The organism is Streptomyces sp. NPDC085946, assembly GCF_044540485.1.
Lineage (GTDB): Bacteria > Actinomycetota > Actinomycetes > Streptomycetales > Streptomycetaceae > Streptomyces.
This window is the reverse complement of the sequence record NZ_JBITSF010000001.1, coordinates 531872-551134: the sequence shown is the minus strand read 5'-3', so window position 1 is coordinate 551134 and position 19263 is coordinate 531872. Positions and strand designations below refer to the sequence as shown.

The following is a 19263-nucleotide window of genomic DNA, read 5'->3' as shown; positions in this document are numbered from 1 at the left end:
CGCGATGTGGTGGGGAGTGGCCGCGGCCCTGCTGGCGAACACCCTGTACAGCGTCGGTTTCGTGCTGGAGAAACGGGCGCTCGCCGCCCTGCCCGAGGTGACGGCCGGACGGCCGGCGCGGCTGCTGCGGCTGGTACTGGGCAGCCCGCTGTGGATCGCCGGTTCCCTGGCCCTGGCCGCGGGCTTCGCCGCCCAGCTCGCCGTCTACGCCACGCTGCCCATCGCCGCCGCCCAGGGCGTGTTCGTCTCCGGGCTGGTGCTGCTCGTGCTGCTGTCGTCCCGGCTGCTGGGCGAGCGGACCACCGGCCGGGAGCGGTCCGCGCTCGCCGCGATCCTGCTCGCGCTGCTCATGGTCGTCCTGTCGCTGCGCGGGGGCGGGGCGGGCGCCGACACCGTCGGCCGATCGGCGTCGCACCCGGTGATCTGGCTGGTGTGCGTGCCGTCGCTGGCGGCCGGGGTGGGGCTGTACCGCGCGGCGGAGCGCCGCGCCCGCCACCGGCACCGGCCGCCCGTGAGCGGTGTCGCGTACGGGGTGGCGGTGGGCCTGCTCTACGGCGTCAGCTCGCTCGCCGTCAAGGGCGTCTCCGGGCACCTGGCGGCCGGCGGCCCGGTCGGCGCGCTGCCGGCCCTGCTGCGCTCCCCGTACCCGTACCTGCTGCTGTTCACCGGCGCGTTCGGCCTGGTGATGTCGCAGGCGGCGCTGCAGCGCTGCCGGGCCTCGCTGATCGTGCCGGTCTGCACGACCGTGACCTGCCTGTACACGGCGGTGCTCGGCACGCCCGTGTTCGGCGAGACGCTGCCCGAGGAGCCGCTGCGGCTGGCGCTGCGCGTCGCGGGCACCGCGCTGGCCGTCGCCGTCCTGCTGGCGATGCCGAAGCACGACACCGCTCCCCCGCCCGCCCTCCCCGCCGAGGAGTTGACCCCTCCGTGACACCCGACGACCCGCTGCTGACGATCCTGGCGTGCCCGCTCGACAAGGGCCGGCTGCACCTCCTGCCCGCGCGGGACGGCCGGGAGGAGGCCCTGTACAACCCGCGGCTGCGCCGCCGCTACCCGGTCACCGACGGCATCCCGCAGCTGCTGCCCTCCTCCGGGGAGCAGGTCACGGACGACGACCACGAGGAGTACCTGAAGAGGATGGTGCCGTGACCACGCTGGCCGCCCGTCTGGCGCCCTTCCTCCCGGGCCGTGCGGTGGCCGCGGCCGCCCGGGCCGTCTACCCGCGCTTCGAGCCGGAACTGGCCCGGCTCGGCGAGCTGTGCCCGCCGCGCTGCGGCACGGCGGTGGACGTCGGCGGCTGGTACGGCCCGTGGACGCACCGCCTGTCCCGCCGCGCCCGCGAGGTGGTCACCCTGGAGCCGGTGCCGCACCTGGCGCGGCTGCTGACCGCCGCCGCCCCGCCGAACGTGCGCGTGGTCCGGGCGGCGGCCTCGGACCGGCCCGGCGTCGCCCGGCTGTGGCTGCCGCCGGACGACACAGGCGGCCGGGGCGTGTCGTCCCTGGTCCGCCGCGACATCCACGGCCGCGCCCTGGACGTGCCCTGCGTCACGCTGGACGGCCTCGGCCTGCGCGACGTCGGCTTCGTCAAGATCGACGTGGACGGCAACGAGCCGGCGGTGCTGCGCGGCGCGGCCGGCCTGCTGGCCCGCGACCGCCCGGCCCTCTTCGTCGAGCTGGAGTCCCGCATCCAGCCCGTCGCGCCGGTCGTGACGTACCTGGGACGGCTCGGCTACGACGGCTGGGTGCTGCCCGGCGACACCTGGGTCCCGCTGTCCCGCTTCCCGCTGGAGGCGCACCAGGCGGAGACCGCGTACGTCGTCGCGCACGGCCTGCTGCGCCGGGTGCTGCCGCCGCGCGGCCCCCGGTACGTCAACTCGGTCCTCTTCCTGCCGGACGGCCGCCGCCCGGGCGGGACCCGGGTGGGCGACGATGGGTCCCATGCCGTCCGCGAAGCCCCCCGCTAGCCCCTTCACCCCGCTCGACTTCCAGCTGGTGCTGCTGCGCCGGATGGCCGACCACAACCCGGGCCTGGTGGAGGACGCCCGTCACGCGCTGGGCGCCTCCCCCACCGACCTGCGGGAGGCCAACCGGCGCTGGCAGGCCATGGTCCGCTCGCCGCGCTCCCGCCCGGCCGCCGCGCGGTACCGCTCGGTGCTGGGCACCCCCGGGGCGGTCCTGCCCCGCCGCGTCGGCGGCCTCGACTGCGAGGCCTGGCAGTGGCCGCTCCCGCTCTGGCCGGACCTGCGCTTCGAGGTGCTGGTGGCGCCGGACCGGGTCGTGTGGAACGCGTGGCTGGTCCGCGCCCCGGGCGCCCCGGCCCCCGCCCTGCGCACCCTGGACGACCTCACCCCGTGGTCCTGCACGGTCGACGAGGCGGCCCGCGCCTTCGCCCCGGCCCGGGCGCTGGAGGGCACGGCCCCGACCCGGTGGGGGCTGGCGTTCACGGCGGCGGACGGGCGGGGGGTGCGGCACGAGGTGGCGGCGGAGTTCACCTGGGGACTGCTGCAGCGGGTCGCGGCCGGCGGCCGGCGGCCCTGAGGACCGCCTCCACCACCCCCGCCACCGACCCCGGGTGCAGGAACAGGAACAGGTTCGGCTCCACCAGCTCCAGCTCCATCACCCGCGGCTGTCCGTCCTCGCCCGTCACCAGGTCGACGCGGGCGTACAGCAGCTCGGGGTCCCCCGGCACGGCGGCCAGCGCCCGTTCGGCGACGGCCAGTTCCGCCGGGGCCGGGGTCCACGGCGCCAGGTCCGGGTGCGCCACCTTGTCCGCGTCGTACGCCGTGCCCGGCGCCAGCACCGCGCCCTTGCGGCTGGCGTGCAGGAACCGCCCGCCGAAGAACTGCAGCGCCCGCTCCCCGGCGCTGTCGATGCTGCGCACGTACGGCTGGACCATCGCGGTGAGGCCCTCGGCGTGCATCCGCTCCAGCTGCCGCACGGCCGTGGCGTGTTCGGCGGGCGTGTAGCGGGCGGCGTAGCGGGCGCCCGCGCCGGTGGTGGGTTTGACCACGTAGTCCCGGTCGCCGGGGAAGTCGGCGGGCTCGCCCGGGGCGAGGTAGCGGGTGGGGACGGTGGGCACCCCGGCCGCCGCGAGGTCCCCGAGGTACCGCTTGTCCGTGTTCCACCGCACGACCCGCGGCGGGTTGGCCAGCCGCGTCAGCGTGCCGCACCGCTCCACCCACGCGGCGAACTCCGCCGCCCGCCAGGTGTAGTCCCAGGTCGACCGTATGACGACGAGGTCGAAGGCGCCCCAGTCGGCGGCGGGGTCGTCCCACGGCACCGCGACGGCCTGCGCCCCGGCGTCCCGCAGGGCGGCCACCAGCACCGGGAGGTCGCGGTCCGCACCGGGCTCGGTCCCGGGGTCGTAGGTGGCGAGTGCGATACGGGGCACGGCGGGCTCCCTCGGCGGTCGGACGGGCGGGCGGTCGACCGGCAGGCTAACCGCCCGTGCGGCGCGCGGGGCAACCCCGGCGGCCCGCCCGCCGGCGGGACCGGTGCCGCGGCCGCGGGCACCCTCCCATGACCGTGCCCGGCTGCGGGTAGGACCCGCGGACGGCGGACAATCGACGACAGCCGCCACAGACAGGAGTACGACGCGTGTCCACTCTCTTCCCGGCCCTGACCGACGGCCCGGCCGACCGGCCCGCCCTGCGCTTCGGCGGGCGCTCACTGACGTACGGGGAGCTCGCCGCCGCGGCCGGTGCGACGGCCGCGCGGATCCGGGAGGCCCGCCGGGTGGCCGTCTGGGCGACGCCCGCGCTGGAGACCGCCGTCGCCGTGGTCGCGGCGCTGGCGGCGGGCGTGGCCGCCGTGCCGCTGAACCCGAAGTCGGGCGAGAAGGAGCTCGGGCACATCCTGTCCGACAGCGCACCGGACGCCGTGCTGGCCGCGCCCGGCGCCGAACTCCCCGCGCCCGTACGGGACCTGCCGCGCGGCGACGTCGACGCGCACGGCCGGGGCGCCCTGCCCGAGGAGCACGCCGGGGACGGCGACCCGGCGCTGGTCGTCTACACGTCCGGCACCACCGGCCCGCCCAAGGGCGCCGTCCTGCCGCGCCGGGCCCTCGCCACGACCCTGGACGCGCTCGCCGACGCCTGGCGGTGGACCGGCGACGACGTGCTGGTGCACGGGCTGCCGCTGTTCCACGTGCACGGCCTGGTGCTGGGCGTCCTCGGCCCGCTGCGGCGCGGCGGGCCGGTCCGGCACCTGGGCCGGTTCACCCCCGAGGGGGTCGCCCGCGAGTTGCGCGGCGGCGCGACCATGCTGTTCGGCGTGCCGACGATGTACCACCGGATCGCGGAGGCCCTGCCCGGCGACCCGGAACTCGCCGAGGCGCTGGCCGGGGCGCGGCTGCTGGTCTCCGGCTCGGCCGCGCTGCCCGTGCACGACCACGAGCGGATCGCGGCGGCGACCGGCCGGCGGGTGATCGAGCGGTACGGCATGACGGAGACGCTGATGAACACCAGTGTCCGCGCCGACGGCGAGGCCCGCCCCGGCACGGTCGGCGTCCCCCTGCCGGGCGTGGAACTGCGGCTCGTGGAGGACGACGGCACGCCGGTCACCGCGTACGACGGGGAGAGCGTGGGCGAGATCCAGGTGCGCGGGCCGAACCTGTTCACCGGGTACCTCGGCCGGCCCGACGCCACCGCCGCCGCGTTCACCGCCGACGGTTTCTTCCGCACCGGCGACATGGCGGTGCGCGACCCCGACGGCTACGTCCGCATCGTCGGCCGCAGGACCACCGACCTGATCAAGAGCGGCGGTTACAAGATCGGCGCCGGGGAGATCGAGAACGCGCTGCTGGAACACCCGGGGGTGCGGGAGGCCGCGGTGACCGGGGAGCCGGACGCCGACCTCGGCGAACGGATCGTGGCGTGGATCGTGCCCGCCGACCCCGGGGCGCCGCCCGGACTGGACGAGCTGGCCGGCCACGTCGCCGGCCGTCTCGCCCCGCACAAGCGCCCGCGCGTCCTGCACGTCCTGGACACCCTGCCCCGCAACGACATGGGCAAGATCATGAAGCGGGCGCTGGGCCGTGGCTGAGCGGCCGTCCGCCCGGCGGGCCGTCGCCCTCGTCGCCGACGACTTCACCGAACTCCCCTGCGGCATACGGGAGTCCGGGCCCGACGGCCCCCTCGCCTGGCCGGGCTACGACGCCGCCCGCGCCCGCGCCGCCGAGCGCACCGGCGAGCAGGAGTCCGTGGTCTGCGGCACCGCCGACGTCGGGGGCGTCCGCGCCGTGCTGATCGCGTTCGAGTTCGGGTTCCTCGGCGGCTCGCTCGGCGAGCGCACCGGCGACCGGCTGGAGGCGGCGTACGCCCACGCCCGCGAGCACCGCCTGCCGGTCGTCCCGCTGGTGGCGACCGGCGGCAGCCGCATGCAGGAGGGCATGCTCGCGCTCACCCAGCTCCAGCGCGTGGCACGGCAGTCGGTGCTCACCCGGGAGGCGGGGCTGCCGCAGGTCGCCGTGGTGCGGGACCCGACCACCGGCGGCGGCTGGGCCACCCTGGGCGCGGGCGCCGACGTCACGCTGGCGCTGCCCGGCGCGCAGGTCGGCTTCGCCGGTTCCCGGGTCCGCCCGGCGGACGCCGACCCGGCGGCGTACACGGCGGAGGCGCAGGTGGCGGCCGGGGCCGCCGACGCGGTCGTCCCGCCGCGGGAGCTGCGCGAGACGCTGGGGCGGTGGCTGCGGCTGCTGACCCGGCCGTCGGACGAGCCCGCACCGCCGCCGGAGCCGCTCGGCGCGGCACGGCCGCCCGCCACCGGCTGGGACGCCGTGCGCCGCGCCCGCGCCCCGCACCGCCCCCGCGCCGGCCGCTACCTGGACGCCTACTTCACCGAACGGGTGGCGCTGAGCGGCGACCGGTGCGGCGGCACCGACGCGGGCATGCTGTGCGGCTTCGGCACCCACGACGGCCGCACGGTGGCGTACGCGGCGCAGACCGGCACGGCCACCCGCCCGGCCGGCTACCGCACCGCCGCCCGCCTGGTCCGGCTCGCCGACCGGCTGGGCATCCCGGTGCTGACCCTGGTCGACACGCCGGGCGCGGCCAACGACGCGGCGGCGGAGCAGCAGGGCGCGGGCCCCGCGATCGCGGACCTGTTCGCGGCGATGGCCGCCGTGCGCACACCGGTGACCACCCTCGTCATCGGCGAGGGCGGCTCCGGCGGCGCCCTGGCGCTCGCCGCGCCCGGCAACACCTGGGCCACCCCGGACAGCTACTTCTCGGTGATCGCCCCGGAACTCGCGGCGGCCATCCTGAAACTCCCCCCGGAGCAGGTGGAGGCGACCGCCGACCGTCTGCGCGTCCGGCCGCAGGACCTGGTGGAGCTGGGGGTGATCCGGGGGGTGACGGGGCCGCCGTCCGGCGCGGGCGCGTGACGGCCGGCCCGGGCCGGCGAGCCACCGGGCCCGGCGGCGCCCCGGGCGCGTGACCCGCCGGTCCCCGCGGCCGCCGGGCCCTGCCCCGGGCCCCCGGCGGGCCGCTCCCCCGTACGGCCCTCCCTCGTACAGCCCTCCCCCGTACGGCCCTCCTCCGTATGGCCGCTCCCCACTCGGCCCCCTCCAGAAGGCGCCCGCCGCCCGGGCGCCCGCACGATGCCAGGGAGGCCCGCCACCCGGTGCGGCCTCGACGGTCTGCGCATTCGGGAGGAACCGCCGTGACCGCCAGCCTGGAGCAGTTGCGCCGCTGTCATTTCGCCGTCGACCTGGGGGCGACCCGCACCCGGGTGTACGTGAAGGGCGCCGGGCTCGTCGTCGACCAGCCGTCCACCGCGGCCGTGAACACCCGGACCGGAGCGCTGATCGCGGTCGGCGAGTTCGCGGAGAAGATGACGGGCCGCACCCCGGACTACATCCGCGTCGTCCGCCCGATCTCCGGTGGCACCGTCGTCGACATCGAGATGGCGCAGCGCATGCTGCGCCACCTGCTCGGCGACAAGACCCGCCGCGCCCTGCGCCGCAAGCCGTTCCTGCGCGCCGCCGCCTGCACCCCGCACGACATCGACCCGCTGGCCCGGCGCGCCGCGATCGAGACGCTGGTCGGCCTCGGCGCCCGCCGCGTCGAGCTCGTCGACACCCTCATCGCCGCCGCCGTGGGCTGCGGCCTGCCCGTGGAGCAGCCCGAGGCCACCATGATCATGGTGTGCGGGGCGCACGCCACGCAGGTCGCCGTGCTCTCCCTCGGGTCGATCGTGACCGCCGCGCGGATCCCGGTGGGCGGCGAGGCCGTCGACCACGCGATCGTGCAGCACCTGCGCCACCAGCACGAACTGATGCTGCCGAACCAGTCCGTACGGCCCCTGCAGCTCGCCCTGTCCGGCAACGGCCTCACCCCGCACGGCCCGGCGTCGACGGAGATCCACGGCCGGGACGTCGTCACCGGCCTGGCCCGCTCGGTGCAGGTCGACACGGCCGCCGTGCGCGACGCCATCCAGACGCCGCTGACCTCGGTCCTCGACGGCATCGGCAAGGTGCTGCGGAACTGCCCGCCCGACCTGGTCGCCGACCTGGCCGACCGCGGGATCATGATGGTCGGCGGCAGCGCCCTGCTGCCGGGACTGGACCAGATGCTGCGGCAGGCGACGGGGATGCCGGTGCACATCGCCGAGCGGCCCGACGTGTGCGCCGTGCAGGGCCTGGGCTACATGCTGGAGGGGAAGATCGAGCCGCTGGTCCTGGACCCGCTGGCGACCTGACCCGGCCGCCGGTCCGCGGGGCGGGTCACCGGGCGAACCAGCACCGCACGGTGGTGCCCTGGTCCCCGGTGTGCAGCCGCACCAGGTCCGCGACGAGGTTGACCAGCAGCAGCCCGCGGCCGCCGCGCTGGTCGCGGGAGGCGGGCCGGCGCCCGGCCAGCGGGTCGGCGAGCCGGCCCTTGTCGCGCACCTCGCACACGACGTACCCGTCCTCGGACCACACCCGCATGCTCCCCGAGCCGCCGGCGTGCACCACGCTGTTGGTGGTCAGCTCGGCCGTGGCGATCGCCAGGTCCTCCAGCCGGACGCCCGCGAGGCCGAGGCGCGCGCCCTCGGCGGTGGCGACGTGCCGGGCCTGGGACAGCGTGGCGGCGTCGAAGGGGAAGACCAGGGCGTCCGGCACCGGGGACAGCGGCTCGTTGTAGCGGGCGACCACGGCGTCGGGGGCGTAGGCGTCGCTGCCCTGCTCGTGCCGGGCGCCGGCGGGGATGACGGTGGGGTGGGTGGCGTACGCGTCGGCGACGACGTGCCCGGGCAGGCGCGCGATGTCGTAGGGGCACAGGATGGTCGCCGCACGGCCCCGGAAGGCGGCGTTGATCAGCGCCTCGTGCTGGACGCAGGCCGGGTACTCGGTGCCGGAGCGTCCCGCCCAGATCGGTTCGCCGATGATCCGCACCCGCGTCCCGGGCGGCTGGGCGTCGGCGAAGGCGCGCAGCACTCCCGGGATGATCCGGCCGGGGTTGCGCCCGGCCTCCCGCATGTCCAGGAGCCGGACCGCCCCGGCGTCGTCGCCGAGGGCGTCGCGGATCAGCCGCAGGTTGTCCCCGGGCACGGCGACGGCCACCGGCTCGCCCGCCGCCAGGCCGTCGCGCACGAAGGAGACGGTCCCGCCGAGGTACTCGTCCTCGTCCCGGTAGAACAGCGCGGGGTGGACGAACGGCTCGTCCGTCCCGATGGGTTCCGCAACGGTACTCATGACATCGACACCTCGATCGCCGCCAGGCCGGGCCAGAACGTGTCCAGGGCCCGCCGCAGTGTGCCCGGCGGCCCGTCCAGGACGAGCCGCCGGCCGTCCCGCAGCCGCTCGGCGGCGGCCGCGAGCGCGTCGGCGCCCGCGACGTCGACGAACGTCACGTCGGACAGCTCCAGGTAGTACACGTCCTCACCCTCGCGCACCGCCTGTTCGAGCACGCGTTCCCATATGTCGCGTGTCGACAGACTGATCTCTCCCGCCGCCCGGACGCCTCTGCGTCCGCTCAGCGGTGCCACCGTCAAGCGCGGTACCGGTGCCGGACCGCGGAATGCCCGGTGTCGAGTATCCACCCCGTCTCCCCCCACTCCGCGACCGCGGCGGATCCCACCGACCGCCGGTACGCCGACCCGGGCGGTGTGTACTCCGCCGAACGGCGGGCAGGCGCACCCTCAGCATAGATGCGGCAGTCACGGAAAAGGCCGGAGAGGACGACGACCGGCACCGGCGTCCCCCGGCGGCCACGACCGGCGACCGGCCGACGACCAGCGACCACCAGGTGCCCGGCGCCGCCATCGACGACGACCGGACGACGACCGAGAAGGCGGTGACATGACCCCCGCGGGACCCCCCTCGTTCACAGGGAGGCTGAACACCCTGGTCATCGAGGTCCGCGTGGAGGCGGACCGGGCTCTGCTCGAGCCGAGAGGGGAGCTCGTCCACGGCTGCGCGCAGACCCTGTCCGAGACGCTGGCCGGGCTGCCGGCGGCCACCGGCCGGGTCGACCTGGACATGAGCGGCGTGCACTTCATGGACACGGCCGGGCTGCAGTTCCTCGACGTCCTGGGCGACTACGGGCGGCGGCGTTCGGTGCCGGTCACGGCCACGCGCTGGAACGGCCAGCCGCGCCGCGTCCTGGAGCTCGCCGGCCTGGACACCACCGACCCGCTGCGCGGCGGCGCGCCGGGGCCCGCGCCGCTCCCCGGCCCGCCGCCGGCCCCGGTCTCCTCCGCGGTGGTCCTGGAACCGGCGGAGCAGCTGTGCGTCCTGCGCGCGGAGGTCCAGCAGCTCCGCCACGCGATCGCCTCCCGCCCGGTCATCGACCAGGCGCGCGGCATCCTCATGGCGACCCACGGCTGCACGTCCGACGAGGCCTGGCACATCCTGCGGGAGACCTCCCAGCTCGCCAACACCAAGCTGCGCACCGTCGCGGCGGCGGTCACCGCGGGCGCCGCGGCCGGCGGCCCGCCCCTGCCGCCCGCCCTCCGCACGGCCCTGCGGCGCGCGCTGGCCCGCCGCAGGCGCTGACCGGCCGGGAGGGGACGCCGTTTCCGCGCACCGGCGCCGGGTACCCGGCGCCGGCCCGGAATGGCCGCATGCCGAGGAGACCCCCCATGGGCTTCAACCCGCTCGAGCACCAAGGCATCGCACTGGACCGTCAGCTGCGCAGCTGGCGGGAGCTGGACGTCGAACCGGTCGACCCCGACCGCGGTGACCCCTACACCCGGTGCCGCATCATCACGATGAACGGCATCGAGGTCGAGGCGATCATGTTCAGCCACCAGCTCGCCCGCCGTTGTCCCGACCCCGAGGTGAAGCGCCAGCTCGCCGAGGTGCGCTACATCGAGCACCAGCAGCAGAAGGCGGTCAACTGGCTGCTGCCCGGACTCGCCTCCGTCCTGGAGACGACCATCGCCTACGAGCAGGTGGCCGTCGACCTCACCGGCTGGGTGGCGCGCCACGAGCCCGACCCGTACCTGAGGCAGGCCTACGAGTTCGGCGTCCTGGAGGACTTCGACCACCTGTACCGGTACGCGAACCTGTACGAGATGATCGAGCACCGCAAGGCGGAGGCGATCGTCGACGGCCTGACCGAGGTCATGCCGGGCCGCCCCACGAAGTTCCACCACCGCCACCCGGCCGACAACGTGCGCGAGCCGTACGACCGTTCGACGGTGGACCCGCTGTCCAGGCTGCACGCGCTGACCATCATGTCGGCGGAGCAGCAGACCATGAACTTCTACATGAACGTCGGCCCGCAGTACATGGAGCCGATCGCCCGTCAGCTCTACCAGGAGATCGGGCTGATCGAGGAGGAGCACGTCACGCACTACGAGTCGCTGGTCGACCCGGGCGAGACGTGGTGGGAGCAGCTCGTCAACCACGAGTACAACGAGTGCTACCTCTACCACTCCTTCATGGAGCAGGAGTCCGACCCGAAGGTGAAGGCGATCTGGGAGCTCCACCTGAACATGGAGCTGGAACACCTGCGCATCGCCTGCGACCTGATGCGCCGCCACGACGGCCGCGAGCCGCAGGAGATCCTCGCGCCGGAGCTGCCGAACGTCCTCACCTTCGAGGAGAACAAGCAGTTCGTCCGCAACCTCCTCGACACGCAGATCGACCTGACCACCCTGGGCGCGGGGTACGTCCGGGACGCGCACGAGCGGTTCGAGCGGATGCAGGAGCAGCTGCACGGCGGCGAGGAGCCGCCCAGCGAGCGGGTGATGGCCCAGCACCAGGAGATGTTCGGCCGCGAGTACCGCATCGAGACCGAGGGCGAGCACCCCGACGCGTCGCTGAGGGAGAAGTGACATGGCCGGTACCGCGCAGGGTGACGCCGACGTCGTGGCCCTCCTGATGCGCCAGCACGGCGACATCCGCAACCTCTTCGACGAGGTGGAGCGGACCGCCGGGGACGAGCGGCGCGCCGCCTTCCGCCGCCTGGTGCGGCTGCTGGCCGTGCACGAGACGGCCGAGGAGGAGGTGGTCCACCCCTTCACCCGGACGTCCGTCCCGGACGGCGAGCGGGTGGTGGAGGCCCGCCTCACCGAGGAACGGGAGGCCAAGGAACTCCTGTCCCGGCTGGACGGCATGGACCCGGACGACCCGAAGTTCCTGCCCGAACTGCAGGCCCTGCGCCTGGACGTGATGGCCCACGCCCGCGCCGAGGAGCGCTACGAGTTCAACCACATCCGCCGCCACGCGGACGAGGCGCGCCTGGCGACCATGGCCACGGCCCTGAAGGCCGCCGAGGCCACCGCCCCGACCCATCCGCACCCGGGCACGGAGTCCGCGGCGAAGAACATGGCGCTGGGCCCGGTCGCGGCGGTCGTGGACCGCACGAGGGACGCCGTCCGCAAGGCCATGGGCAAGGACGGATGAGAGCCCTGCCGCGCGGGCCGGCCCGCCGCCCGCCGCGCCGGACCCGCCGCGCGGCGGCGGAACGCTGACGCACCGGGACGCACACCGACGATGCACCACGGCATCTCCGCCCCCGCCCCCCTGCCCGTCCTCGTCCTGCTGTGCTGCCTGCTCTACACGGCGGCCGCCGCCCGGCTGCGCCGGCGCGGGGACCGGTGGCCGTGGTGGCGGGAGGCGGGCTTCTGGCTGGGCGGCGGCACGCTCGTCGCCGGGGCCGCCGTGCCGTGGGAGGCGTGGCTGCCGCCGCTCACCGCGCACATGGCCGCCCACCTGGCGGCCGGCATGGCGGCCCCGCTGCCGGTGGTGCTCGCCCGGCCGGTCACGCTGGCGCTGCGCGCCCTGCCGGTGCCGGGCCGCCGCGCGCTGCTGTCGCTGACCCGCTCCCGGCTCGCCACGGCCCTGGTTCTCCCGCCGGTCGCCGCGGTCGTGGACATCGGCGGCCTGTGGGTCCTGTACCGCGTCCCGCTGCCGCCCGCCGTGCACCACAGCCCGCTGCTGTACGTCCACCTCTTCGCGGCGGGGACGCTCTTCACGTTCGCCCTGCTGGCCGTGGACCCGCTGCGCCGCCGCCCGGGCCTCGCGCTGCGGGCGGGCACGCTGCTGGCCGCCTCGGCGGCCCACGCCGTCCTCGCCAGGAGCCTGTGGGCGGCGGGCCCGCCGGGCCTGTCGTACGCCCCGGCCGACCTGCACCTGGCGTCCCGGGTCATGTACTACGGCGGGGACGCCGTCGAGGTCGCCCTCGCCGTGGTGCTGGCCGGGCAGTGGTACCGGGCGCGGGGCAGGGCGCTGTCCCGGCGGGCGGTGATCCGGCCGGTCCCCGGTGCGCCGGCGTCCGGCGGGGTACCCGGTGCGCAGACCCCCGACAGCCCCCTCAGCAGGAGGTACCACGATGAGTGACCAGATCCCGTCGCAGGCCGAGGGCGAGCCCGAGGACGACCCGAAGAACCCGGCCCACCACAGCTCGCCGCCCCACCCGACCCCGTCGCAGGCCGAGGGCGAACGCGACGACACGGACACCGACGAACCCGGCTGACCCCGCGCCCTCCCTGACGCCCCCGCAGCCGCCGGCACGCCGCGGGGGCGTACCGCTGCCCGCAGGGCCGTGCTGAGGAAGGGGGACCCGGCTCGGCAGGCGGAAACGCTTCTGCCCGAGGAGTGCCTGGTGGGGCGGGTGGGACTCGAACCCACGGCCGACGGATTATGAGTCCGCTGCTCTAACCGGCTGAGCTACCGCCCCATAGCGGCGTGTCGCGTACATGTGTGCGCGCCGTCTGCCGCAGCATAGCCGCTCATACGATCTCCTGCTTCGGATGGTCGGCTTCCCACGGCGTCCGTGACCATGAGGACTGCGCTGCGCCCCGGGCGGTTCCCGGACACCGGGGCGGACATGAAAAAGGACCCCTGAGGGGTCCTCGTTCAGCATGCTCCCCCGACTGGACTCGAACCAGTAACCTGCCGGTTAACAGCCGGCTGCTCTGCCAATTGAGCTACGGAGGACCGAGCTCCCCCGACTGGACTCGAACCAGTAACCTGCCGGTTAACAGCCGGCTGCTCTGCCAATTGAGCTACGGAGGAATGCCTCGTTGCATCGAACGCATCTGCCTGGGTATCCGCCAGGGGGCGCGCGCTCGCTGCGACACATACATTAGCGCAAGCAGGGGGGTGCTCCGCCAATCGGTACTCCCCGGCGCCGACGCCGCACCGGAGACCTACGCCAAGGGAAGGGTGGCCGCCATGCGTTACCGGCTCACGTTCGTCGCCGGAGTCGTCCTGGGTTACGTGCTGGGCACGAGGGCCGGACGCGAGCGCTACGAGCAGTTGAAGAAGCAAGCCAGGCAGTTCGCGCAGAACCCCGCCGTCCGCAACACCGCGGAGACCGCCGCGCAGCAGGGCCGCGAGTACGCGGGCAAGGCGTACCACGCGGTGAGCGACAAGGTCGGGGACCGCGTGCCCGACTCGGTGGCCCAGCGGGTGCGGTCCCTGCGGGAGCGCGCCGGGCACGGCAGCGGCGAGGACGACTGGGGCACCAGCAACACGTGACCCGTTCGGCACACCGCGCCGTCGAGGGCTCCGGGCGTCGCCCGGGGCCCTCGACGGCGTCCGGGGACGTGCGCCGAGGTACGGCCACCCCCCGCCGTACGGCAGAATTTTCGCCATGGGGATAGTCGCCGGGTTGGACAGTTCGCCCGATTTCACTCGTATCGTCGTCTGCGACACGGACACGGGGGCCGTGCTCAGGCAGGGATATGCGCCGCATCCGGTGGAGAGCCCCGACGGAGGGCGGCCCTCCGACGTCGATCCGCAGGCCTGGCTGCTGTCCCTGGGCGAGGCGGCGGGCGGCGGGCTGCTGGAGGGCGTGCAGGCGATCGGGGTGTCCGCGCAGCAGAACGCCGTGGTGCCGCTGGACACGCAGGGCAACACCGTGCGGCCGGCGATGGTCGGCGGCGACAAGCGGACCCAGGTCGCGGCGGCCGACCTCGTCGACGCGCTGGGCGGGCGCGAGGCCTGGGCGCACGCGGTCGGGGCCGTGCCGCAGGTCGCGCAGCCGGTGACCAAGCTGCGCTGGCTGGCGCGGACCGAGCCCGAGAACGCCGCGCGCACCGCGGTGCTGCTCCAGGCGCACGACTGGCTGGTGTGGCAGCTGCTCGGGCGGCCGGTCCGCAGGACCACCGACCGGGGCGGGGCGTCCGGCACCGGCTACTGGTCGGCGGCCACCGGCGGCTACCGGCCCGACCTCGTCGAGCTGGCGCTCGGGCACCAGGTGATGCTGCCGGAGGTGATCGGCCCGGCCGACGCGGCCGGTACGACGCCGGAGGGGCTGCTGATCTCCGCGGGGACGGGCGAGACGATGGCCGCGGCCTTCGGGCTGGGCCTCGGCCTGGGCGACGCGGTGGTGTCGCTGGGCGCCTCCGGGTCGGTGATGGCCGTGCACCCCGAGGCGCTGGTCGACGGCTCCGGCATGATCACCGCCCTGGCCGACGCCACCGGCATGCACCTGCCGGTCGTCACGACCCTGAACGCCGTACGGACGCTGCGCGGTGCCGCCGAGCTGCTCGGGCTGCCGGACCTGGAGAGCCTGTCCGACCTGGCGATGAAGTCGACGCCGGGCGCGCACGGGCTGGTGCTGCTGCCCTACCTGGAGGGCGAGCGCACCCCCCACCTGCCGCACACGGCCGGGACGCTGTCGGGGCTGCGGCGCGAGTCGATGCGGCCGGAGCACCTGGCGCGGGCCGCCTTCGAGGGCATGCTGTGCGGGCTGGCCGACGCGCTGGACGTGCTGCGCGGCCGGGGCGTGGACGTACGGCGGATCTTCCTGCTGGGGCCGGCCGCCGAGCTGCCCGCCGTGCAGGCCGCGGCGCCCGCGCTGTTCGGGACGCAGGTCGTGGTGCCGCAGCCCGCGGACTACGCCGCGATCGGCGCCGCCCGGCAGGCCGCCTGGGCGCTCGGGGTGCAGCAGGGCGTCCTGGACCCGCGCACCCCGCCGGCCTGGCAGGGCGCGGCGGCGCAGGTGCTGGAGCCCGGCGAGGAGCTGGCGGTGGGTCAGGCGGTGCGCCAGCAGTTCGTGTCGGTGCGCGAGCAGACCCACCCGGGGGCGTTCCGGGTGTGAGGGGCGACCGGTCGGATTAATGGGTTGAGGTAACGCGGGTGGAGTGTTCGACGATAGGGGCCACGGGCAACCGTCCGCCCCCCTCGCCGACCCCGAGAGAAGCAGCGTGCTCATACGACTCCTGCGAACCCACCTCAGGCCGTACCGCCGGCCCATCGCCCTGGTGGTGCTGCTGCAGTTCCTGCAGACCTGCGCCACGCTCTACCTGCCGACGCTGAACGCGGACATCATCGACCGGGGTGTCGTCCGAGGCGACACCGGTCGCATCGTGTCCTACGGCGCCCTGATGATCGGCATCTCGCTCGCCCAGGTGGTGTGCAACATCGGCGCGGTGTACTACGGCGCGCGCACCGCCTCGGCGCTCGGCCGCGACGTGCGGGCCGCCGTCTTCGACCGCGTGCAGTCGTTCTCGGCGCGCGAGGTCGGCCGCTTCGGCGCGCCGTCCCTGATCACCCGTACGACGAACGACGTCCAGCAGGTACAGATGCTGGCCCTGATGACGTTCACGCTGATGGTGTCGGCGCCCATCATGTGCGTGGGCGGGATCGTGATGGCGCTCGGGCTGGACGTGCCGCTGTCCGGGGTGCTGGTCGCGGTGGTGCCGGTGCTGGGCGTCTGCGTGACGCTGATCGTGCGGCGGCTGCGTCCGCTGTTCCGCACCATGCAGGAGCGGCTGGACACGGTGAACCGGGTGCTGCGCGAGCAGATCACCGGCAACCGGGTGATCCGGGCCTTCGTCCGCGACGACCACGAGCAGCGGCGGTTCCAGAAGGCCAACGCCGACCTGACCGAGATGGCGCTGGGCACGGGCAACCTGCTCGCGCTGATGTTCCCGGTGGTCATGACGGTGGTGAACCTGTCGTCGATCGCCGTGGTGTGGTTCGGCGCGCACCGCATCGACAGCGGCGGGATGCAGATCGGCGACCTGACCGCGTTCCTCGCCTATCTGATGCAGATCGTGATGTCCGTGATGATGGCCACCTTCATGTTCATGATGGTGCCGCGCGCGGAGGTGTGCGCCGAGCGGATCCAGGAGGTGCTGGACACCTCGTCGAGCGTGGTCCCGCCCGAGGCCCCCGTGCGGGAGCTGCGGCGGCACGGGCACCTGGAGATCCGCGGGGCGGGCTTCCGCTATCCGGGTGCCGAGGAGCCGGTGCTGAAGGGCGTCGACCTGGTGGCCCGGCCCGGCGAGACCACCGCCGTCATCGGGTCGACGGGCAGCGGCAAGTCCACGCTGCTCGGGCTGGTGCCCCGGCTGTTCGACGCCACCGACGGGGAGGTCCTCGTGGACGGCGTGGACGTGCGGACCATCGACCCGGCGGTGCTGGCGCGGACGGTCGGGCTGGTGCCGCAGAAGCCGTACCTGTTCGCGGGGACGGTGGCGAGCAACCTGCGGTACGGCAACCCGGACGCCACCGACGAGGAGCTGTGGCACGCGCTGGAGGTGGCGCAGGGCAGGGAGTTCGTCGAGCGGCTGGAGGGCGGGCTGGACGCGCCGATCGCGCAGGGCGGCACCAACGTGTCGGGCGGTCAGCGGCAGCGGCTGGCGATCGCCCGGACGCTGGTGCAGCGCCCGGAGATCTACCTCTTCGACGACTCCTTCTCCGCGCTCGACTACGCCACCGACGCGGCGCTGCGGGCGGCGCTGGCCCGGGAGACGGCGGAGGCGACCGTGGTGATCGTCGCCCAGCGGGTGGCGACGATCCGGGACGCCGACCGGATCGTGGTCCTCGACGAGGGCCGGGTGGTCGGCACGGGCCGGCACCACAAGCTGATGGCGGACAACGAGACCTACCGGGAGATCGTGCTCTCCCAGCTGACGGAAGCGGAGGCTGCCTGATGGCCGGGCCGATGGGGCGGATGATGGCCGGGGGCGGCCCCGATCAGCGCTCGATGGACTTCAAGGCGTCGGGCGGACGGCTCGTCGCCCGGTTCCGGCCGGAGCGGCTGACGATCTGCGCGTTGCTGCTGTGCGTGGTCCTCAGCGTCGGCCTCAGCGTGGTCGGGCCGAAGATCCTCGGCGAGGCGACCGACCTGGTCTTCGCGGGGATCGTCGGGCGGGAGATGCCGGACGGGGTGAGCAAGGAGCAGGCGCTCGACGCGATGCGGGAGCGCGGCGACGGCGACGTGGCCGACATGCTCCGCAGCACCGACTTCACCCCGGGCGAGGGCATCGACTTCACCGCGGTCGGGCACGTGCTGCTGCTCGCGCTGGCCGTGTTCGCGGTGGCCGGCCTGCTGATGGCGGTGGCGACCCGGCTGGTGAACCGGGCCGTGAACCGGACCATGTACCGGATGCGCGAGGACGTGCAGACGAAGCTGTCCCGGCTGCCGCTGTCGTACTTCGACAAGCGGCAGCGCGGCGAGGTGCTCAGCCGGGCCACCAACGACATCGACAACATCGGGCAGACGCTCCAGCAGTCGATGGGCCAGCTCATCAACTCGGTGCTGACCATCGTCGGCGTGCTCGCGATGATGTTCTGGGTCTCCTGGATCCTGGCGCTGGTCGCCCTGGTGACCGTGCCGCTGTCGTTCGCCGTCGCCACCCGCGTGGGCAAGCGGTCGCAGCCGCACTTCGTGCAGCAGTGGCGCACCACCGGCAGGCTCAACGCGCACATCGAGGAGATGTACACCGGGCACACCCTGGTGAAGGTGTTCGGGCGGCAGGAGGAGTCGGCGGCGCGGTTCGCCGAGGAGAACGAGGCGCTGTACGAGGCCGGGTTCCGGGCGCAGTTCAACAGCGGCGTCATGCAGCCGCTGATGTTCTTCGTGTCGAACATCAACTACGTGCTGGTCGCGGTCGTCGGCGGCCTGCGGGTGGCGTCCGGCGCGCTGTCCATCGGCGACGTGCAGGCCTTCATCCAGTACTCGCGGCAGTTCTCGATGCCGCTGACGCAGGTCGCGTCGATGGCGAACCTGGTGCAGTCCGGCATCGCCTCCGCCGAGCGGATCTTCGAACTGCTCGACGCCGAGGAGCAGCAGGCGGACCCGGAGCCGGGCCTGCGGCCGGCGCGGCCGCGCGGGCGGGTGGAGCTGGAGCGCGTGTCGTTCCGCTACGACCCCGACCGGCCGCTGATCGAGGACCTGTCGCTGACGGTCGAGCCCGGGCAGACGGTCGCGATCGTCGGCCCCACCGGCGCGGGCAAGACCACCCTGGTCAACCTGCTCATGCGGTTCTACGAGGTCACCGGCGGGCGCATCACCCTGGACGGCGTGGACATCGCGCGGATGTCCCGGGACGACCTGCGCGCCGGGATCGGCATGGTGCTCCAGGACACCTGGCTGTTCGGCGGCACCATCGCCGAGAACATCGCGTACGGCGCCGCGCGGGAGGTCACCCGCGGGGAGATCGAGGAGGCGGCCCGGGCCGCGCACGCCGACCGGTTCATCCGGACGCTGCCCGACGGCTACGACACGGTGATCGACGACGAGGGCTCGGGCGTGAGCGCCGGCGAGAAGCAGCTCGTCACCATCGCGCGGGCGTTCCTGTCCGACCCGGTGATCCTGGTGCTGGACGAGGCGACGAGCTCCGTCGACACCCGCACCGAGGTGCTCATCCAGAAGGCGATGGCCAAACTCGCGCACGGGCGCACGGCGTTCGTCATCGCGCACCGGCTGTCGACCGTCCGGGACGCCGACACCATCCTCGTGATGGAGAACGGCTCCATCGTCGAACAGGGCGCGCACGCGGAGCTGCTCGCGGCGGACGGCGCCTACGCGCGGCTGTACAAGGCGCAGTTCGCGCAGGCGGTCGCCGAGGTCGACTGAGGGCCGGTGCGAGGCA

At 74.7% G+C, this 19263-nt stretch carries 19 protein-coding genes and 3 tRNA genes; 16 read left to right on the top strand and 6 right to left on the bottom strand.

Annotated elements, in window-relative coordinates:
- The first annotated feature begins 4 nt into the window (after positions 1-4).
- The 4 genes from ACIF8T_RS02400 to ACIF8T_RS02385 are packed head-to-tail and all read left to right on the top strand — an operon-like array spanning position 5 to position 2538.
- Positions 5-931 carry a hypothetical protein gene (locus ACIF8T_RS02400; protein ID WP_400030275.1) on the top strand — a complete coding sequence of 309 codons (927 nt, stop codon included), beginning with the start codon at positions 5-7 and terminating at the stop codon, positions 929-931.
- Positions 928-1149 (top strand): Trm112 family protein, encoded by a 222-nt coding sequence (locus ACIF8T_RS02395; protein WP_400030273.1) that lies wholly within the window; start codon positions 928-930, stop codon positions 1147-1149. The genes ACIF8T_RS02400 and ACIF8T_RS02395 overlap by 4 nt, the downstream gene beginning before the upstream one ends.
- Positions 1146-1964: an FkbM family methyltransferase gene (locus tag ACIF8T_RS02390; RefSeq protein WP_400030271.1), complete on the top strand. Its 819-nt coding sequence runs from the start codon at positions 1146-1148 to the stop codon at positions 1962-1964. The genes ACIF8T_RS02395 and ACIF8T_RS02390 overlap by 4 nt, the downstream gene beginning before the upstream one ends.
- Positions 1930-2538, top strand: coding sequence for a hypothetical protein (locus ACIF8T_RS02385; RefSeq protein WP_400030270.1), 609 nt, complete (start codon positions 1930-1932; stop codon positions 2536-2538). The genes ACIF8T_RS02390 and ACIF8T_RS02385 overlap by 35 nt, the downstream gene beginning before the upstream one ends.
- Here ACIF8T_RS02385 and ACIF8T_RS02380 read toward each other — a convergent pair.
- Positions 2489-3391 carry a RimK family alpha-L-glutamate ligase gene (locus tag ACIF8T_RS02380; RefSeq protein WP_400030268.1) on the bottom strand — a complete coding sequence of 301 codons (903 nt, stop codon included), beginning with the start codon at positions 3389-3391 and terminating at the stop codon, positions 2489-2491. The two genes, ACIF8T_RS02385 and ACIF8T_RS02380, sit on opposite strands and share 50 nt — an antisense overlap.
- A gap of 206 nt (positions 3392-3597) precedes the next feature.
- On the opposite strand from ACIF8T_RS02380, the gene ACIF8T_RS02375 reads away from it, so the two are divergent.
- The 3 genes from ACIF8T_RS02375 to ACIF8T_RS02365 all read left to right on the top strand — a co-directional run bounded on the left by ACIF8T_RS02375 (position 3598) and on the right by ACIF8T_RS02365 (position 7698).
- On the top strand, positions 3598-5043 hold the full coding sequence (locus tag ACIF8T_RS02375; RefSeq protein ID WP_400030266.1) for an acyl-CoA synthetase: 1446 nt from the start codon (positions 3598-3600) through the stop codon (positions 5041-5043).
- Positions 5036-6382 carry a carboxyl transferase domain-containing protein gene (locus ACIF8T_RS02370; protein ID WP_400030264.1) on the top strand — a complete coding sequence of 449 codons (1347 nt, stop codon included), beginning with the start codon at positions 5036-5038 and terminating at the stop codon, positions 6380-6382. Before ACIF8T_RS02375 ends, ACIF8T_RS02370 begins: the two co-directional genes overlap by 8 nt.
- Before the next feature lie 278 nt (positions 6383-6660).
- Positions 6661-7698 carry a rod shape-determining protein gene (locus tag ACIF8T_RS02365; RefSeq protein WP_400030262.1) on the top strand — a complete coding sequence of 346 codons (1038 nt, stop codon included), beginning with the start codon at positions 6661-6663 and terminating at the stop codon, positions 7696-7698.
- Positions 7699-7723: 25 nt separating this feature from the next.
- On the opposite strand, the gene ACIF8T_RS02360 is transcribed toward ACIF8T_RS02365, so the two are convergent.
- Positions 7724-8674 carry an anti-sigma factor RsbA family regulatory protein gene (locus ACIF8T_RS02360; RefSeq protein WP_400030260.1) on the bottom strand — a complete coding sequence of 317 codons (951 nt, stop codon included), beginning with the start codon at positions 8672-8674 and terminating at the stop codon, positions 7724-7726.
- A complete protein-coding gene (locus ACIF8T_RS02355) occupies positions 8671-8967 on the bottom strand; it encodes an STAS domain-containing protein (RefSeq protein ID WP_400030258.1) in 297 nt (98 codons plus the stop codon). The genes ACIF8T_RS02360 and ACIF8T_RS02355 overlap by 4 nt, the downstream gene beginning before the upstream one ends.
- 313 nt (positions 8968-9280) lie before the next feature.
- Here ACIF8T_RS02355 and ACIF8T_RS02350 point away from each other — a divergent pair, with 313 nt between their 5' ends.
- From ACIF8T_RS02350 to ACIF8T_RS02330, 5 genes are all read left to right on the top strand, one after another.
- Positions 9281-9976 carry an ANTAR domain-containing protein gene (locus tag ACIF8T_RS02350; protein ID WP_400030256.1) on the top strand — a complete coding sequence of 232 codons (696 nt, stop codon included), beginning with the start codon at positions 9281-9283 and terminating at the stop codon, positions 9974-9976.
- A gap of 86 nt (positions 9977-10062) precedes the next feature.
- A complete protein-coding gene (locus ACIF8T_RS02345) occupies positions 10063-11262 on the top strand; it encodes a hypothetical protein (RefSeq protein ID WP_400030254.1) in 1200 nt (399 codons plus the stop codon).
- 1 nt (position 11263) lies between these two features.
- Positions 11264-11833 (top strand): hemerythrin domain-containing protein, encoded by a 570-nt coding sequence (locus tag ACIF8T_RS02340; RefSeq protein WP_400030252.1) that lies wholly within the window; start codon positions 11264-11266, stop codon positions 11831-11833.
- Positions 11834-11923: 90 nt separating this feature from the next.
- Positions 11924-12769: a cytochrome c oxidase assembly protein gene (locus ACIF8T_RS02335; protein ID WP_400030250.1), complete on the top strand. Its 846-nt coding sequence runs from the start codon at positions 11924-11926 to the stop codon at positions 12767-12769.
- On the top strand, positions 12762-12905 hold the full coding sequence (locus tag ACIF8T_RS02330) for a hypothetical protein (RefSeq protein ID WP_400030248.1): 144 nt from the start codon (positions 12762-12764) through the stop codon (positions 12903-12905). The genes ACIF8T_RS02335 and ACIF8T_RS02330 overlap by 8 nt, the downstream gene beginning before the upstream one ends.
- 127 nt (positions 12906-13032) lie before the next feature.
- Here ACIF8T_RS02330 and ACIF8T_RS02325 read toward each other — a convergent pair.
- The 3 genes from ACIF8T_RS02325 to ACIF8T_RS02315 all read right to left on the bottom strand — a co-directional run bounded on the left by ACIF8T_RS02325 (position 13033) and on the right by ACIF8T_RS02315 (position 13447).
- Positions 13033-13109 (bottom strand) — tRNA-Ile (locus ACIF8T_RS02325).
- A 187-nt stretch (positions 13110-13296) separates the two neighbouring features.
- A tRNA-Asn gene (locus ACIF8T_RS02320) sits at positions 13297-13369 on the bottom strand.
- A 5-nt stretch (positions 13370-13374) separates the two neighbouring features.
- Positions 13375-13447 (bottom strand) — tRNA-Asn (locus ACIF8T_RS02315).
- A gap of 159 nt (positions 13448-13606) precedes the next feature.
- Here ACIF8T_RS02315 and ACIF8T_RS02310 point away from each other — a divergent pair.
- From ACIF8T_RS02310 to ACIF8T_RS02295, 4 genes are all read left to right on the top strand, one after another.
- On the top strand, positions 13607-13912 hold the full coding sequence (locus tag ACIF8T_RS02310; protein ID WP_400030246.1) for a YtxH domain-containing protein: 306 nt from the start codon (positions 13607-13609) through the stop codon (positions 13910-13912).
- Between the two features lie 115 nt (positions 13913-14027).
- Positions 14028-15479 carry an FGGY-family carbohydrate kinase gene (locus tag ACIF8T_RS02305; RefSeq protein WP_400030244.1) on the top strand — a complete coding sequence of 484 codons (1452 nt, stop codon included), beginning with the start codon at positions 14028-14030 and terminating at the stop codon, positions 15477-15479.
- A 106-nt stretch (positions 15480-15585) separates the two neighbouring features.
- Complete coding sequence (locus ACIF8T_RS02300) at positions 15586-17319, top strand: ABC transporter ATP-binding protein (protein ID WP_400030242.1); 1734 nt, start codon at positions 15586-15588, stop codon at positions 17317-17319.
- A complete protein-coding gene (locus ACIF8T_RS02295) occupies positions 17319-19247 on the top strand; it encodes an ABC transporter ATP-binding protein (protein ID WP_400030240.1) in 1929 nt (642 codons plus the stop codon). Before ACIF8T_RS02300 ends, ACIF8T_RS02295 begins: the two co-directional genes overlap by 1 nt.
- Positions 19248-19263 lie beyond the last annotated feature (16 nt).

What these genes read in the sequence shown, in the direction of transcription:
- ACIF8T_RS02400 (WP_400030275.1), top strand. Translation starts at nt 5, where the DNA reads ATGTGGTGGGGAGTGGCCGCGGCCCTGCTGGCGAACACCCTGTACAGC.
- ACIF8T_RS02385 (WP_400030270.1), top strand. Translation starts at nt 1,930, where the DNA reads ATGGGTCCCATGCCGTCCGCGAAGCCCCCCGCTAGCCCCTTCACCCCG.
- ACIF8T_RS02360 (WP_400030260.1), bottom strand. Translation starts at nt 8,674, where the DNA reads ATGAGTACCGTTGCGGAACCCATCGGGACGGACGAGCCGTTCGTCCAC.
- ACIF8T_RS02350 (WP_400030256.1), top strand. Translation starts at nt 9,281, where the DNA reads ATGACCCCCGCGGGACCCCCCTCGTTCACAGGGAGGCTGAACACCCTG.
- ACIF8T_RS02345 (WP_400030254.1), top strand. Translation starts at nt 10,063, where the DNA reads ATGGGCTTCAACCCGCTCGAGCACCAAGGCATCGCACTGGACCGTCAG.
- ACIF8T_RS02340 (WP_400030252.1), top strand. Translation starts at nt 11,264, where the DNA reads ATGGCCGGTACCGCGCAGGGTGACGCCGACGTCGTGGCCCTCCTGATG.
- ACIF8T_RS02335 (WP_400030250.1), top strand. Translation starts at nt 11,924, where the DNA reads ATGCACCACGGCATCTCCGCCCCCGCCCCCCTGCCCGTCCTCGTCCTG.
- ACIF8T_RS02330 (WP_400030248.1), top strand. Translation starts at nt 12,762, where the DNA reads ATGAGTGACCAGATCCCGTCGCAGGCCGAGGGCGAGCCCGAGGACGAC.
- ACIF8T_RS02310 (WP_400030246.1), top strand. Translation starts at nt 13,607, where the DNA reads ATGCGTTACCGGCTCACGTTCGTCGCCGGAGTCGTCCTGGGTTACGTG.
- ACIF8T_RS02305 (WP_400030244.1), top strand. Translation starts at nt 14,028, where the DNA reads ATGGGGATAGTCGCCGGGTTGGACAGTTCGCCCGATTTCACTCGTATC.
- ACIF8T_RS02295 (WP_400030240.1), top strand. Translation starts at nt 17,319, where the DNA reads ATGGCCGGGCCGATGGGGCGGATGATGGCCGGGGGCGGCCCCGATCAG.